At 69.5% G+C, this 13,815-nt stretch carries 15 protein-coding genes; 7 read left to right on the top strand and 8 right to left on the bottom strand.

The window, feature by feature from the left end; translation table 11 throughout:
* The coding region (locus tag AB0B82_RS34500) for a hypothetical protein (protein WP_360178503.1) at nt 1-222 on the top strand (222 nt) is incomplete at its 5' end.
* Nucleotides 223-748: 526 nt separating this feature from the next.
* Here AB0B82_RS34500 and AB0B82_RS34495 read toward each other — a convergent pair.
* Entirely contained in the window at nt 749-871 is a 123-nt protein-coding gene (locus AB0B82_RS34495) for a hypothetical protein (protein WP_360178500.1), read from the bottom strand.
* Between the two features lie 122 nt (nt 872-993).
* On the opposite strand from AB0B82_RS34495, the gene AB0B82_RS34490 reads away from it, so the two are divergent.
* Complete coding sequence (locus tag AB0B82_RS34490) at nt 994-1,590, top strand: TetR-like C-terminal domain-containing protein (protein ID WP_360178506.1); 597 nt, start codon at nt 994-996, stop codon at nt 1,588-1,590.
* Between the two features lie 71 nt (nt 1,591-1,661).
* Nucleotides 1,662-3,227, top strand: a complete 1,566-nt coding sequence (locus AB0B82_RS34485) for an MFS transporter (protein ID WP_360178497.1) — start codon at nt 1,662-1,664, stop codon at nt 3,225-3,227.
* Between the two features lie 72 nt (nt 3,228-3,299).
* On the opposite strand, the gene AB0B82_RS34480 is transcribed toward AB0B82_RS34485, so the two are convergent.
* From AB0B82_RS34480 to AB0B82_RS34470, 3 genes are read right to left on the bottom strand one after another with little or no spacing between them, the layout of a single operon-like run.
* Entirely contained in the window at nt 3,300-3,776 is a 477-nt protein-coding gene (locus AB0B82_RS34480) for a GNAT family N-acetyltransferase (RefSeq protein WP_360178495.1), read from the bottom strand.
* A gap of 51 nt (nt 3,777-3,827) precedes the next feature.
* A complete protein-coding gene (locus AB0B82_RS34475; RefSeq protein WP_360178492.1) occupies nt 3,828-4,847 on the bottom strand; it encodes a M48 family metallopeptidase in 1,020 nt (339 codons plus the stop codon).
* The gene (locus AB0B82_RS34470) at nt 4,844-5,194 is read right to left on the bottom strand and encodes a hypothetical protein (protein WP_360178489.1); all 351 of its coding nucleotides are present in this window, start codon (nt 5,192-5,194) and stop codon (nt 4,844-4,846) included. Before AB0B82_RS34470 ends, AB0B82_RS34475 begins: the two co-directional genes overlap by 4 nt.
* A gap of 123 nt (nt 5,195-5,317) precedes the next feature.
* Here AB0B82_RS34470 and AB0B82_RS34465 point away from each other — a divergent pair, with 123 nt between their 5' ends.
* Nucleotides 5,318-6,436 carry a PLP-dependent cysteine synthase family protein gene (locus AB0B82_RS34465; protein WP_360178486.1) on the top strand — a complete coding sequence of 373 codons (1,119 nt, stop codon included), beginning with the start codon at nt 5,318-5,320 and terminating at the stop codon, nt 6,434-6,436.
* Nucleotides 6,437-6,522: 86 nt separating this feature from the next.
* Here the strand turns inward: AB0B82_RS34465 and AB0B82_RS34460 are convergent, their stop codons facing one another.
* Together AB0B82_RS34460 and AB0B82_RS34455 are read right to left on the bottom strand one after the other, a co-directional pair.
* Nucleotides 6,523-7,065, bottom strand: coding sequence for a GNAT family protein (locus tag AB0B82_RS34460; protein WP_360178483.1), 543 nt, complete (start codon nt 7,063-7,065; stop codon nt 6,523-6,525).
* Entirely contained in the window at nt 7,062-7,937 is an 876-nt protein-coding gene (locus AB0B82_RS34455; RefSeq protein ID WP_360178480.1) for a 1,4-dihydroxy-2-naphthoate polyprenyltransferase, read from the bottom strand. Before AB0B82_RS34455 ends, AB0B82_RS34460 begins: the two co-directional genes overlap by 4 nt.
* Before the next feature lie 122 nt (nt 7,938-8,059).
* Between AB0B82_RS34455 and menE the strand changes: the two genes are divergently transcribed.
* Genes menE through menD form a run of 3 tightly spaced genes read left to right on the top strand, consistent with a single transcriptional unit; the run spans nt 8,060 to nt 11,723 of the window.
* Nucleotides 8,060-9,163 (top strand): o-succinylbenzoate--CoA ligase, encoded by a 1,104-nt coding sequence (menE, locus tag AB0B82_RS34450; RefSeq protein WP_360178477.1) that lies wholly within the window; start codon nt 8,060-8,062, stop codon nt 9,161-9,163.
* The gene (locus AB0B82_RS34445; RefSeq protein WP_360178474.1) at nt 9,160-10,086 is read left to right on the top strand and encodes an o-succinylbenzoate synthase; all 927 of its coding nucleotides are present in this window, start codon (nt 9,160-9,162) and stop codon (nt 10,084-10,086) included. The genes menE and AB0B82_RS34445 overlap by 4 nt, the downstream gene beginning before the upstream one ends.
* Entirely contained in the window at nt 10,083-11,723 is a 1,641-nt protein-coding gene (gene menD / locus AB0B82_RS34440) for a 2-succinyl-5-enolpyruvyl-6-hydroxy-3-cyclohexene-1-carboxylic-acid synthase (RefSeq protein ID WP_360178471.1), read from the top strand. Before AB0B82_RS34445 ends, menD begins: the two co-directional genes overlap by 4 nt.
* Nucleotides 11,724-11,726: 3 nt before the next feature.
* On the opposite strand, the gene AB0B82_RS34435 is transcribed toward menD, so the two are convergent.
* Together AB0B82_RS34435 and AB0B82_RS34430 are read right to left on the bottom strand one after the other, a co-directional pair.
* A complete protein-coding gene (locus AB0B82_RS34435) occupies nt 11,727-12,491 on the bottom strand; it encodes an ABC transporter permease (RefSeq protein ID WP_360178468.1) in 765 nt (254 codons plus the stop codon).
* The gene (locus AB0B82_RS34430; protein ID WP_360178465.1) at nt 12,488-13,489 is read right to left on the bottom strand and encodes an ATP-binding cassette domain-containing protein; all 1,002 of its coding nucleotides are present in this window, start codon (nt 13,487-13,489) and stop codon (nt 12,488-12,490) included. Before AB0B82_RS34430 ends, AB0B82_RS34435 begins: the two co-directional genes overlap by 4 nt.
* Nucleotides 13,490-13,815: the final 326 nt, after the last annotated feature.

The following is a 13,815-nucleotide window of genomic DNA, read 5'->3' as shown; positions in this document are numbered from 1 at the left end:
TGTGGGTTCCTGACCGTTCACACGGGTCAGGAACCCACAACGCTGTGGGTGAACCCACGCCGTGTCGAGTGGCGGGTGGTGCTGGACGGCGTCTGGCTCATCGTCGGTTCGCCCGCGGGCTCGGCGTGGTGGTCGCCGAGTCGTGGGGAATGGCAGTGGCCGGCAGCCAAACTTCACGACTCGACGAGTGGTTCGGGAGCCGTTTTCCACGACTCGATGTGAGCGGGCAGAGCCGTTTCCACGACTCGATGTGAGCAGGCGGAGCCGTTTCCGCGACTCGGTGGGTGGGGGCGGAGCCGTTTCCGCGACTCGGTGTGGGGGTCGCCTCGGCCAGCCGCTCGCTGGGAACCTTTTCGTCATCAGGTGCACATTTGTTTCCCAGCGAGTCCGGGTCGCCGAGGGTTGGGGCGAGGGTTGGGGCGAGGCTTGGGTGCAGGTCGCGGCGGTTGGCGCGGACGTTCGCAGCGGCACGTACAGCACGAGCAGCGGTCGACCCCAACAAGGTGGGTTGACCCACGGTGTTGTGGGTTCCTCACCGTTCACACGGGTTGGGAACCCACAACACGGTGGGTGAACCCACGGTGCGTCGAGGGTGGGGCTTGGCTTGGTGGGGCGTCGAGTGTGGGGGAAACACCCACGTCGAGGAAGAGCCGTTCTCGGCCGCGAGCGTTCAGCTCACCCGCGAGCAACCCGCTCCAGGCAGCCGATGTTCACGACTCGGTGGGTGTGGTGGCCGAGCCGTTTGCCATCACGCGACGACCTCGCGGTGCCGGGCGCGGGAGCTCCGGTCGTCGATCTTGGTGTAGTACGCCGGCTTGTCGTACGGCGGCGTACCAGCGTGGGCACTGGTACGGAGAGTGACGTACGCCACGAGCAGAACTTGCCGTAAATCATTTGTGCGTTCCTTCACATGAGTCGTACCGTGATGGATGAAACGAAACCGTTTCGTTCTATCCGTGATCTGACGACTACACAAGGTGATTTCAGGTGGAGATGGTGGGCGCGCGTCAGCGGCCTCGGGTCGAAGGCGGCCGGGAGGAGGAGATCCTCGACGCGACCGTGGCGACGGTGGCCGAGCTCGGCTACGACCGGCTGACCATGGACGCGGTCGCGACCGCGGCGAAGGCCAGCAAGGCGACGCTGTACCGGCGCTGGTCCACCAAGGCGGAGCTGGTCGTCGACGCGATCAGCCGGGCCAAGGGCTGCGCGATGCCGGAGGCCGTCGACACCGGCAGCCTGCGCGGTGACCTGATCGCCCTGGCCTGCGGTGACGGAGGTTTCACCGACGAGCTGCCGATGTCGGTGGTCGCCGGGCTGCTCACCGCGCTGCACCGCGACGAGGACCTGCAGAAGGCCTTCCGCGAGCGCTTCCTGGCTCCGCGGAACGCGCTGACCAGCCAGGTGTACCAGCGGGCTGTCGAGCGTGGCGAGATCGGGCCCGACGTCGACGTCGCGCTGCTCGCGGTGACGTTGCCGGCGGTCATCATCCACCACGCCTACATCCTCGGCGTGGCGCCCACCGACGACCTGATCCTCCGCGTGATCGACCACGTGATCCTGCCTGCGGCGCGGGGGTCGCAGGTGAGCTGACCGGTGCGGGGCCGGTCCGCGGCAAACCGCACGTTCCAGAGGCACTGTCTGCCCAAGAGGGGAAAATTCACATGTCCGAAGAAGTCATCGACGCCGATCGGCCGGACCGGCCGACCGGCGCAGTGACGACGGCCGAGCCGAAGGGGCACGGCCACCGCAATCTCGGGATCGCACTCGCGCTGATCTCGATGGCGCAGTTGATGGTGGTGCTGGACGGCACGATCGTGAACATCGCGCTGCCGCACATCAAGGGCGAGCTCGGCTTCAGCGACGCGACGCTGCCGTGGGTGGTCAACGCGTACGCGCTGGCCTTCGGCGGTCTGCTGCTGCTCGGCGGCCGGATCGGTGACATCGTCGGGCGCCGCAAGGTGTTCGTGTTCGGTGTCGTGCTGTTCGGTCTGGCGTCGTTCGTCGGCGGTATCGCGCAGAGCGAGGGCGTGCTGCTGGCCAGCCGGATCGCGCAGGGGGTCGCGGCCGCGGCCGCCTCACCGAACGCACTGGCGCTGATCACCACGACGTTCCCGGCCGGCAAGGAGCGCAACCGCGCGATGGCCGTGTACGCCGCGATGTCCGGGGCCGGCGCCGCGATCGGTCTGATTCTCGGCGGTGCGCTGACCGAGGCGGACTGGCGCTGGACGTTCTTCATCAACACGCCGATCGGCCTGCTGGTCGCCGTCCTCGCGTTCCGCTTCCTGGGTGAGTCGGAGCGGCAGACCGGCAAGTTCGACCTGCCCGGTGCGATCACCGGCACCGTCGGTCTGACCTCGCTGGTCTACGGCCTGACGCACGCCGCCACCGACGGCTGGGGCGACACCTGGACGCTGATCTTCATCTTCGCCGGTCTGGCGCTGCTCGGCCTGTTCCTGACGATCGAGGCGCGGTCGCGGCACGCGCTGATGCCGTTCCGGATCCTCGCGAACCGGACCCGCGGCGTGAGCTTCTTCGTGATGCTCGTGGTCGGTGCGGCGATGTTCTCGATGTTCTACTTCCTGGGCATCTTCGTGCAGTCGATCATGGGGTACAGCGCGATCAAGACCGGTCTGTCGTTCCTGCCGTTCAGCGCGGGCATCGTGATCGCGGCGCAGGTCGCGTCGACGCTGGTGGCGCGGGTCGACCCGCGGTGGATCTCCGGCGCCGGTGGCGTGTTCGTCGCGGCCGGTATGTTCGGGTTCAGCCGGCTCGAGATCGACTCGTCGTACCTGACGCACCTGCTGCCGTACATCCTGGTGCTGGCGTTCGGTATGGGCCTGATCTTCGTCCCGCTCACGCTGACCGCGGTCAGCGGCGTCGCGGCCGAGGACTCCGGGGTCGGCTCCGCGGTGCTGAACACCGTGCAGCAGATCGGTGGTGCGGTCGGCCTGGCGCTGCTGGGCACGATCTCCACCAACGCGATCAAGGACCGGTTCACCGAGCTGGCGCCGGAGCTGCAGAAGGCGGCGCAGTCCGGCCAGTCGCCGGAGCAGCTCGAGCAGCTGAAGCAGCAGCTCACGGCGGTCGCCACGACGCACGGCTTCACCCGGGCGTTCATCTGGTCGGCGTTCCTGGCGCTCGGCGCGGCCGTCGTCACGCTGATCGGCCTGTCGATCAAGCACAAGGACCTGGCCACCGACGGCCAGACCACGGTCCACATGGGCTGATCGACAGCACGAGTCCGAGGGGCCCGCTTCCGGGAGGGGGAGGCGGGCCCCTCGTCTTGCCTCCGGGCTGTCTCAGAGGTGTTTGCGCATGACCAGTTCGCGGCGGACACCGTCCGGCATCAGGTCGCCGAGCTCGTCGGTGTCGACGTACCCGTGGCGCAGGTACAGGTCGTGCGCCGGATCGTTGCCTGGCGCAACTGAAAGTCGCAGCGTGGTGGCGCCGGTGCCGCGGGCCCACTCCTCGACCGCGGTCATCAGCGCGTCGCCGACGCCCCGGCCGCGCCCCTCGGGCGCGACCCACATCGACACCAGCTCAGGCCCGTGCTCGGTCGGGAAGCCGCCGGCCATGCCCATCGGCGTACCGTCGATCGACGCGATCACCTGGCAGGTGCCGGGCACGGACAGTCGCTCGCGCCAGCGTTCCTCGGGCGCGTCCACCCAGTCCGCGTACTGCGAACCGAAGGCGTACGGCGCCTCCTTCAGCGCGGCGAGACGCAGGTCGCGCCACACCTGCCAGTCGTCCGGGCCGATGTCTCGTACGTCGATCACAGCCGACAGGATGCCTCGCGCCGGGGCCTGCGCGCGAACGGGTTTCGTTGCTCAGCTGCGGGGTGGGAACCGCGACGACACCCAGTCGCGGACGCCGCCGAGCCCGTCGCCGAGATCGCGCAGGAACTTGGCCAGCGGGTCCTGGGAGCGGTTGAACGCGTCGGTGTAGGACTTGGCGGCGTTCTTCGCCTCCTGCGAGATCGACGCGTCGGCGTCGTCCTGGCGCTTCGGGTAGTCGCCGGAGACGATCGTCGTGTACTCGCCCTCGTCGACCCAGCGGCGCAGCTCGTGCGCGCGGATCACGGCCATCGGGTGCGACTGCGCCTCCAGCAGCAGCAGCTTCAGCACGCTGTCGCGCAGGTCGCCGGCGCTCTCGTACTCCGTGCCCTGGGCAAGGAACGCGGTGGTGTCGAGTTCGCCGAGCTGACCGCCGCTGGCGAGCTTCATCTGGACGCGCAGCGCGACCGCCGGGTCCTGGACCGCGAGCAACCCGGCCCGGTCCCCGGACAGTTCCGCCTTGCGGGACCACTCGTGCAGGGCGGCGATGATCGCGCGCAGACCCAGCGCACCGATCGGCATCCAGCCGACGGCCCCGGTGAGGCGCATCAACCACAGCAGCAGCGACTGGTACAGGGCGTGGCCGCTCTGGGCATGGCCCAGCTCGTGGCCGAGGACGAACCGCAGCTCCTCCTCGTCCAGGCCCTGCACGAGGGCGCTGTTCACCACGATGAACGGCTTGTCCATGCCGATCGTGACCGCGTTCCAGATCGGGCTGTTGGTGACGTACAGCTCGGGCAGCCGGCGGACGTCGAGCGTCGATCCGGCCTCGGTGAAGAGCCGGTGCACGGTCGGGAACTGGCGCTCGTCGACCCGGATCGCCCCGCCGAGGAACTGCAGCCGGAAGGCCCGCTCGTTGATCATCCCGGACATCTTGCGCAAGACGTAGTCGAAGCCCTTCAGCTGCCGCAGCGCGACCAGCGCGCCCCGGTCTGCGGGGTGCTCCCACGCCCGCGAGCTGATGTCGGTCAGGGTCACCCGCTGCCGCGCCGGCCGGTCGGTGCTGTCGCTCATCGTTCCCTCTGCTGCCCGGTGGTCGTTGCTCCCAACCTAGCTCTCCGGCGGGGCCAGCGGGGGTTGAGCAGGGCCGCGACCAGCAGCGTCGGTACCCACCCGAGCGGCACCGCCCACCAGCCGAGGTCCTGCTGTGCCGCCAGCCCGGTCGTCGCGAGTGACAGTCCCGTACCGGCGAGCCAGTACCAGAACGCGGCCGCCCCAGGGTGCCGGTCGGCGCGGCGGTGGCCGATCCAGGCCAGCGTGAGGGTTGCCGGGAGCGCGAAGACGATCGCCCCGGCGACGACGATCGCCAGGATCATTGCCACCTCGGCGGGCGAGAAGTGGATCGCTCCGAGCGGGATCATCGGCGGCGCTCCTCGTCGTACCGGGTCCGGAGTTCGGTCATGCGATCGATCCTCGCGGTTCGGCACGCCGGTTGCGGAGCGTAGGAATACTCAAATCGCGCCGAACGTCCTAGCCTGACCCGCATGAGTGAGGCAGACGGGGTGTGCCGCGAGGTCGACCGGCGGGACGAGAAGGCGCGGGCGTGGGTCTCCGAGGCGATCCGGATCGTGGACGCCGACGCCAACCGGAGCGCCGACACGCACCTGCACGTGTTCCCGATGCCGGAGGCGTTCGGCGTCGACCTGTACCTGAAGGACGAGTCCGTGCACCCCACCGGCTCGCTCAAGCACCGGCTGGCCCGGTCCCTGTTCCTGTACGCGCTGTGCAACGGCTGGATCCACGAGGGCACCACGGTGATCGAGGCGTCCAGCGGGTCCACCGCGGTCAGCGAGGCGTACTTCGCCCGGCTGCTCGGGCTGCCGTTCGTGGCCGTGATGCCACGCTCGACCAGCCCGGAGAAGGTCGAGCTGATCGAGTTCTACGGTGGCCGCTGTCACTTCGTGGAGCGCTCCGGCCAGATCTACGGCGAGGCCAAGCGGCTGGCCGAGGAGACCGGCGGCCACTACATGGACCAGTTCACGTACGCCGAGCGTGCGACGGACTGGCGGGGCAACAACAACATCGCCGAGTCGATCTTCGACCAGATGTCCCTCGAACAGCACCCGGTGCCGACCTGGATCGTGGTCGGCGCGGGCACCGGCGGTACGTCGGCCACGATCGGGCGATACGTGCGCTACCAGCGGCACGACACGTCGGTCGCGGTGGTGGACCCGGAGAACTCGGCGTTCTTCCCCGCGTTCGAGGCCGGTGACGACGAGTTCTCCACCGGTCGGCCGTCCCGGATCGAGGGCATCGGCCGGCCTCGGGTCGAGCCGTCGTTCGTGCTCGGCGTGGTCGACCGGATGATCTCGGTCCCGGACGCCGCGTCGATCGCCGCGATGCGATTCTGCTCCCGTGTCACCGGGCGGCTCGTCGGCGGTTCCACCGGTACGAATCTGTGGGGTGCGCTCCGGTTGGCCGCCGAGATGCGCCGTACCGGCACCCGCGGCAGCATCGTCACCTTGCTGTGCGACAGCGGCGAGCGGTACGGCAACACGTACTACGACGACACGTGGTTGCGGACGGCCGGCATCGACATCACGCCGTACACCACCACCCTCGAAACCTTCGCCACCACCGGCCACTGGACCGAACCCACCTAACCCTCCCCCCACAAGCTGCGACTGGGGAGTGCAGCGCACCTGAAACGACGAGGAGAACTCCCCAAACACACACGGCCCGGTAAGGATCAGGCGGGCCACTCGCGGCGGAGGAGGCCGTAGACCCAGGAGTCGGAGACGTCGCCGTTGACGACGCAGTCCTCGCGGAGGGTGCCTTCGCGCTGGAAGCCGAGTTTCTCCAGGACGCGGGCGGAGGCGATGTTGCGGGTGTCGGCCTCGGCCTGGACGCGGTTGAGGTCGAGGGTGTCGAACGCCCAGGTCAGTACGGCGCGCGCGGCTTCGGTGGCGTACCCGTGGCCCCAGGCCTTCTCGTTGTAGCAGTAGCCCAGCGACGCACTCCGGTACGCCGGATTCCACTGCGTCAGGCTGCACCACCCGAGGAACGCCCCGTCCCGCTCGACAGCCAGCCGAGCTCCGGTGCCTTCCTCCGCCATCTGGCGGCACCCCGCCAAGAACCGCTCGACGCGCTCCGGCCCCGCCCACGGCGGTGCGTCCCAGTAGCGCATCACGAAGGTGTCGCTGTGCATCGCGTAGAGATCGTCCCCGTCCGCCTCCGCGAAGGGACGCAGTCGCAAGCGATCCGTGCGCAGCGTGGGGGTGGGCAGTGTCATCGGGATCCCAAGGCGAGGCCTACTGCGAGGCCGATGGCGTAGAGGAGTTCGGTGAGGCCGGTGTACTTGAGGACCGGGATGAGGGCAGGTCCGACCGCGTCGCTCAGGATTATTCGGGTGGACTTGATCGCCAGGGGGAGGGCGATGAAGGCCAGGAGGGTCCACGGGGTGGCCAGGACGGAGACTGCGGCCAGGAGGAACGCGAGGGCCAGGAGCGCGGCGTAGAAGCGGCGGGAGAGGGCGGCGCCCAGCACGACTGCCAGCGTGCGCTTGCCGGTCTCGGTGTCCGTGGGGATGTCGCGGAGGTTGTTCGCGACCAGCAGCGCGCAGGCGATCGCCCCGACCGACACAGCCCCGGCGACGGCCGTCCAGCTCAGCGTCTCAGCCTGGACGTACGTCGTACCGAGCACGGCGACCAGCCCGAAGAACAGGAACACGCTGACTTCACCGAGCGCGCGGTACCCGTACGGCCGCTTGCCGCCGGTGTAGAACCACGCACCGAGCAGCGACGCGGCACCGGCGAGCAGAAGCCACCAGGTGGTGGTAGCGCACAGCACCACACCTAGTACTGCGCCGACGCCGAAGCAGGTGAACGCAGCGGTCTTCACAGCGCGCGGCGTGGCGACCTTCGACCCCACCAGGCGTAGCGGGCCGACCCGGTTCTCGTCGGTACCGCGGATGCCGTCGCTGTAGTCGTTGGCGTAGTTGACGCCGATCTGCAGCGCCAGCGCGACCCCGAGGGCGAGCAGCGCCTTCCACCAGACGAAGCCGTCCAGGTACGCCGCCGCGCCGGTGCCGACGAGCACGGGAGCGATCGCCGCGGGCAGGGTCCGCGGGCGGGCACCTTCGATCCACTGGGCAGGGGTGGCCATGACCGTCGATTGTGTCAGCCGTACGGCGCAGTACCGGAGCCGGGCCGGGGTGTGGCATCGCTCTCGCGCCCGCGGGGTCCGGCGCCACCACGCGGCGTACTGGCCGTACGCTCGTCAGTGTCATGACTAGGTTGCGGCTGGTTCCGGGGACGCCGGACGGGGTGTTGGCGGCGCTCGCCGAGGTGCTGGACGGCAGCGGTACGCCGTTCGCGCCGGTGCCGGAGGACGCAGCCGAGGCGGCGCGCGTGCACCAGGCCGCGCAACCCGATGCACCGCTGGAGGACGGCGCCGCCGTGGTGCTGACCACGTCCGGCTCGTCCGGCGAGCCCAAAGGCGTACTGCTCTCACGTGACGCCTTGATCGCGTCGGCCGAAGCAACTCACGACCGGCTCGGCGGTCCGGGCCAGTGGCTGCTGCCGATGAAGCCGTACTTCGTCGGCGGCCTGCAGATCCTCACCCGCTCACTCGTCGCCGGTACGACACCAGTCATCGCCAACGGCAGCTTCACCGAGGCAGCGCGCCAGTTGACCGGCGTACGGCGCTACACGGCGATGGTCCCGACCCAGTTGGCCCGTTACCTCGACACCGATCCGGATGCTCTGCGTGAGTTCGACGCGATCATCATCGGCGGTGCCTCCACACCCCAGTCGCTGAAGGATCGCGCGCAGGAGGCCGGCGTCCACGCGATCCCGGCGTACGGCATGACCGAGACCGGGAGCGGCTGTGTGTATGCCGGTGTGCCGCTCGACGGTACGACGGTGGACCTGGACGAGGGCCGCATCATGATCAAGGGCAGCACACTCTTCTCCGGGTACCGTCTCCGCCCGGACCTGACCGCCGAGGTGCTGCGGGACGGCTGGTTCCGTACGCAGGACCGTGGAGAGTTCGTCGACGGACGGCTGCGCGTGATCGGCCGCGTGGACGACGTGGTGATCTCCGGCGGGGTGAACGTCACCCTGACCACCGTGCAGGCGCGGCTGCTTGAGCATCCGGACGTGCGCGACGCGGTCGTACTCGGCGCACCGGACGACGAGTGGGGTACCAAGGTGGTGGCCTTCGTGGTCGCCAACGCCGACCGTGAGCCAGGACGTGAGGAGCTGCGCGACTTCGTGTCCGAGACGTTGCCGCGGGCATGGGCCCCGCAGGAGGTCACCAGCCTCCCGGAGTTGCCGATGCTTGCCTCGGGCAAGGTGGACCGGCAGCGGTTGCTGGAGGGCGTGCGGTGATCACGTACTCGATCGGCCTCAAGAACAAGTTCCGTGGCATCACGACGCGTGAGGGCATGCTGTTCGAGGGCCCTGCCGGCTGGGCCGAGTGGAGTCCGTTCCTGGACTACGACGACGCCACTTGCGTGTCTTGGCTGCAGGCTGCTCGTGAAGCCGCCGAGGACGGCTGGCCGGCACCGGTGCGCGACCGAGTGCCGGTCAACTGCACAGTCCCGGCCATAGGTCCCGAAAAGGCCGCGAGCCTCGTCAGAGCATCAGGCTGCAGTACGGCGAAGGTGAAGGTGGCCGAGCCGGGCCAAACGCTCCGGGACGACCTGGAGCGCATCGAGGCAGTACGTGATGCCATCGGCAACGGACAGGTCCGCATCGATGCCAACGGGCTCTGGTCCGTCGACCAGGCCGTACGCAACCTCGAGCAACTGCAGCGATTCGACCTGGAGTACGTCGAGCAGCCCTGTGCCACCGTGGAAGAGCTGGCGGACCTCAGGCGACGTACCGACGTCCCAATAGCGGCCGACGAGTCGATCCGGCGGGCCGAGGACCCGCTCAAGGTCAAGAAGCTCGACGCGGCCGACATCGCCGTACTCAAGGTGCAACCAATAGGTGGCGTCAGAGCGTGCCTGGACATCGCTGAGCAGATCGGACTGCCCGTAGTGGTGTCGTCCGCGCTGGAAACCTCCATAGGCATCGCGGCAGGCGTCGCACTGGCGGCCGCGCTGCCGGAGCTGCCCTACGCGTGTGGCCTGGCCACGGTGTCGATGTTCACTCGTGAAGTGGTCGCCGAACCGCTGCTACCCGTCGAAGGGTTCCTGCCGGTGCGTACCGTCGTACCGGATCCGCAGCTGCTGGAGGCCGCGCGTGCGGACGCGGAACGGACGAGGGTGTGGGAAGAGCGCCTCTCCCGAGTAAGGAGTGCCGGATGAACCCGTCCACGGCGTTTGCGACTGTTGTGGTCGACGAGCTGATCCGCTGCGGCGTCCGTGAGGCAGTGGTGTCTCCTGGCTCCCGGAGCGCGCCGCTGGCGCTGGCGCTCGCGGAAGCCGACCGGTCCGGGCGGCTGCGGCTGCACGTCCGGATCGACGAGCGTACGGCGGGGTTCCTGGCGATCGGGCTGATGCGGGGGAGTGGGCTACCGGTGCCCGTGGTGACCACGTCGGGTACTGCGGTGGCCAACCTGCACCCGGCTGTGCTGGAGGCGTCGCACAGCGGCCTCCCGCTCATCGTGCTGAGCGCCGACCGGCCACCGGCCCTGCGGGGCAGCGGTGCGAACCAGACGACCGACCAGATCAAGGTGTTCGGCTCCGCGGTCCGTCTGTTCCACGAGATGGGGACGCCGGTGCGCGAGGTCGGCCAGGTCGCGTACTGGCGCTCGCAGATCGCCCGCGCCGTGGCGAAGGCAGTCGGCGCCCGCTCCGCCGACCCGGGGCCCGTGCAGCTCAACTGTCCGCTCGCCGAGCCGCTTGTCCCCACTGAGGGTCCGGAGTGGCCGGAGCCGCTGGAGGGGCGCAGCACTGGGCCGTGGACCGCGGTGCACGCCGCGAACACGCAGGTGACCGCTGTGTCGCCCGGGCCGAAGACCGTCGTCGTGGCCGGCGACGGTGCATCCCAGGCGGCGCGGCTGGCGGCCGAGTCGGGCCGGTGGCCGCTGTTCGCCGAGCCGTCGAGCCGGGCGCGGACCGGTCCGGCAGTCGTTGCGGCGTACCGGTTGTTGCTGCAGGCGAACCCGCTCGCCGACGAGATCGAGCGCGTCCTGGTCTTCGGGCATCCCACGTTGTCACGGCCGATCTCGAAGCTGCTCGCCCGGCCCGACATCGAGGTGATCGTGGTGTCGCCGACCGGTCTGTGGCCGGATCCGGCGCGCCGGGCCCGCGCGGTGGTGACCGGTCTGGAGGTGACCGCCCCGGACACGTCCGACTGGCTCGCGCGCTGGCAGCAAGCCGACCAGCTCGCCCGCCCGGCGATCGACAAGGTGCTGGCGGACGGGCTGAGCGGACCGCGCGTCGCGGCACTCGTCGGCGAGGCGGCCGGTGCCGACGGCATGCTCGTGGTCGCCTCCTCGAACCCGGTCCGCGACCTCGACCTCGCCCCGGTCGTCCCGATCCGGACGATCGCCAACCGCGGCCTGGCCGGCATCGACGGCACGATCTCGACCGCGGTCGGCGCTGCGCTCGCCAACGCCGGTCCGACGTACGCCCTGATCGGCGACCTCGCCTTCCTGCACGACGCCAACGGCCTCGTGATCGGGCCGGACGAGGCCCGGCCCGACCTGCGAATCGTGGTCGTGAACGACAACGGCGGCGGCATCTTCGCCACCCTCGAGCAGGGCGATCCGGACCACGCGACCCACTTCGAGCGCGTCTTCGGTACGCCGCACAACGTCGACCTCGGCGCACTGTGCGCCGCGACCGGTACGCCGTACAGGCTGGTCCGGACCGCCGACGAGCTCCGTGCCGCGCTGACGCCGACCATCGCCGGGCTGGACGTCGTCGAGGTCCAGGTCGCCCGCGACAGTCATCGGCCGACCGGTGAGGCACTGGTCGCGGCCCTCAACCAGCTGTAACGCTCACGACGATTCCTTGCGGAAGGTCCGGGCGCCGACCGCGAGGCCGACGACGGTCAGCAGTACCACCCAGAACAGGCCCCATAGCGACGACGAGCTGGTGATGTCGCCGCGGAACAGGGCGCGGACGCCGGTGACGACGTGTTTCAGCGGGCTGATGTCGGACAGGCGTTGCAGCCAGGTCGGGCCGATCTGCATCGGGAGCAGGATGCCCGACAGCAGCAGGAGCGGCATCGAGATCCCGTTCAGCATCGGCGCGAGGGCGTCCTCGCTGCGGGTGATGAGCGCGACCGAGTACGACAGTGCGGCGAACGTGGCGCCGAGCAGCGCGACGATCACCAGCGACAGCAGTACGCCGTCCCACGGGGCCCGGAGACCGAGCGGGAGAGCGGCGAGCAGGAGCAGCACCGACTGCACGACCAGCACGACGACGTCGCGCAGGACACGCCCGGCCATCAAGGCGATGCGGGACGCCGGGGTGACGCGGTCGGCCTCGATCACGCCGGCGCGGTACTCCGCGATCAGCCCGAACCCGACGAACATCGCGCCGAAGATGCCGAGCTGCACGATCAGGCCGGGGATGAACACCTGGTAGGCGTTCGTGGTGGTGCCTTGGCTGATCTGAGCGGCCAGCGGCTTCAGGAGCGGGCCGAACAGGAACAGGTACATCAACGGCTGGCTGAGCATCAGGATCGACCACATCGGGTTGCGCAGCGACAGCCGCAGCTGCCGGTGGAAGACGATCCAGGTATCCCGCAGGACGGTCACGCCGCGGCCTCCTTCGGTTGCTCCGGGTCGGTCTGCTGTGGGGCCGGGCGCTCGTCGCGCAGTGAGCGGCCGGTCATGGTCAGGAACACGTCGTCGAGCGTCGGCCGATGCACCTCGACACCGTGCAACTCGATGCCCTGGGCATCGATCTGGCGGAGCAGCGACGGAAGTACGGCGCCGCCGCGGGGAATCCGGAAGCCGACCACGTCGTGTTCGGTGGTGACATCGACCGCGCCGTCGAGCTCAGCGGCGATCTTCATCACCGCGGGCGCCTGCGCGGCGTCGGCGAGGCTGAGCCGGACGGCGTCCCCGGAGACCTGCTGCTTGAGGTCCTCCGGCGTACCGGACGCGACGATCCGGCCGTGGTCGATGACCAGGATCCGGTCGCACAGCGCGTCGGCCTCGTCGAGATAATGCGTGGTCAGGAAGATGGTCGCGCCGCGGTCGCGCAGACCGCGGATGTGATCCCACAGGTTGGCCCGCGCCTGCGGGTCGAGGCCTGTGGTCGGCTCGTCCAGGAAGATCAGCTTCGGGTTGTGGATCAGGCCCATCACGATGTCCAGCCGCCGGCGCTGACCGCCGGACAGCGTCTTGCATTGGCGGCGCCACAGGCCGGGCAGGTCGAGTTCCTCGAACAGGCGCTGCCCGTCGGCGGCGGCCTTCGCCTTCGGTACGCCGTACAGCCGGGCGTGATCGACGACCTCGTCACCGGCGATCGCCTCGGGCAGTGTGGAGCCGCTTTGCGGTACGTACCCGATCCGGCGACGGACACCGACCGGATCCTGCGCGAGGTCACACCCGGCCACGGTCGCGATACCGGCGGTCGGCTGGATCAGGGTCGCCAGCATCCGCATCGTGGTGGTCTTGCCGGCCCCGTTCGGCCCCAGGAAGCCGACGATCTCGCCGTCCGCCACGTCGAGATCGACCCCCTGGACGGCCTGCACCGGTCCGCGCTTGGTCTTGAACGTCCGCGCGAGCCCGCGCGCTTCGATCATCATGCGTGCCAGTCTGACTAATCAACTTTGACTAGTCAACCTTGAATATCCGAGGCCGGGTAGCCGCGCACAGAGGTGCCTGACCGTGCACCCCCGCCCGGGACGGTGGACAAGCAATAACCAGTCCACAGTCACCACAACCTGTGCAAGCTTCCGTCTTCAGCCCGGCACGACGACCGGCGCGGCCAACCTGGTACGAGCCGATACCCGCGCGGGGGCGTCCACCCGTACGCCGGTCCGCGGTGGAAGGAGTCTTAAGTTTCCGCCGCACGGTGGGTTCACCCACGGTGTTGTGGGTTCCGTACCCTTCACAGGGGTCAGGAACCCAC

This window comes from Kribbella sp. NPDC048915 (assembly GCF_040649595.1).
Taxonomy (GTDB): domain Bacteria; phylum Actinomycetota; class Actinomycetes; order Propionibacteriales; family Kribbellaceae; genus Kribbella.
The sequence above is the reverse complement of the archived record's forward strand: the minus strand, read 5'-3'. Positions and strand labels throughout refer to the sequence as shown.

Coding starts and splice junctions, on each gene's coding strand:
- AB0B82_RS34470 (WP_360178489.1), bottom strand. CDS start 5,194: ATGATCCCGCTCGGAGCGATCCACTTCTCGCCCGCCGAGGTGGCAATG.
- menD (WP_360178471.1), top strand. CDS start 10,083: ATGAACCCGTCCACGGCGTTTGCGACTGTTGTGGTCGACGAGCTGATC.
- AB0B82_RS34465 (WP_360178486.1), top strand. CDS start 5,318: ATGAGTGAGGCAGACGGGGTGTGCCGCGAGGTCGACCGGCGGGACGAG.
- AB0B82_RS34455 (WP_360178480.1), bottom strand. CDS start 7,937: ATGGCCACCCCTGCCCAGTGGATCGAAGGTGCCCGCCCGCGGACCCTG.
- AB0B82_RS34475 (WP_360178492.1), bottom strand. CDS start 4,847: ATGAGCGACAGCACCGACCGGCCGGCGCGGCAGCGGGTGACCCTGACC.
- AB0B82_RS34460 (WP_360178483.1), bottom strand. CDS start 7,065: ATGACACTGCCCACCCCCACGCTGCGCACGGATCGCTTGCGACTGCGT.
- AB0B82_RS34490 (WP_360178506.1), top strand. CDS start 994: ATGGTGGGCGCGCGTCAGCGGCCTCGGGTCGAAGGCGGCCGGGAGGAG.
- menE (WP_360178477.1), top strand. CDS start 8,060: ATGACTAGGTTGCGGCTGGTTCCGGGGACGCCGGACGGGGTGTTGGCG.
- AB0B82_RS34430 (WP_360178465.1), bottom strand. CDS start 13,489: ATGATGATCGAAGCGCGCGGGCTCGCGCGGACGTTCAAGACCAAGCGC.
- AB0B82_RS34485 (WP_360178497.1), top strand. CDS start 1,662: ATGTCCGAAGAAGTCATCGACGCCGATCGGCCGGACCGGCCGACCGGC.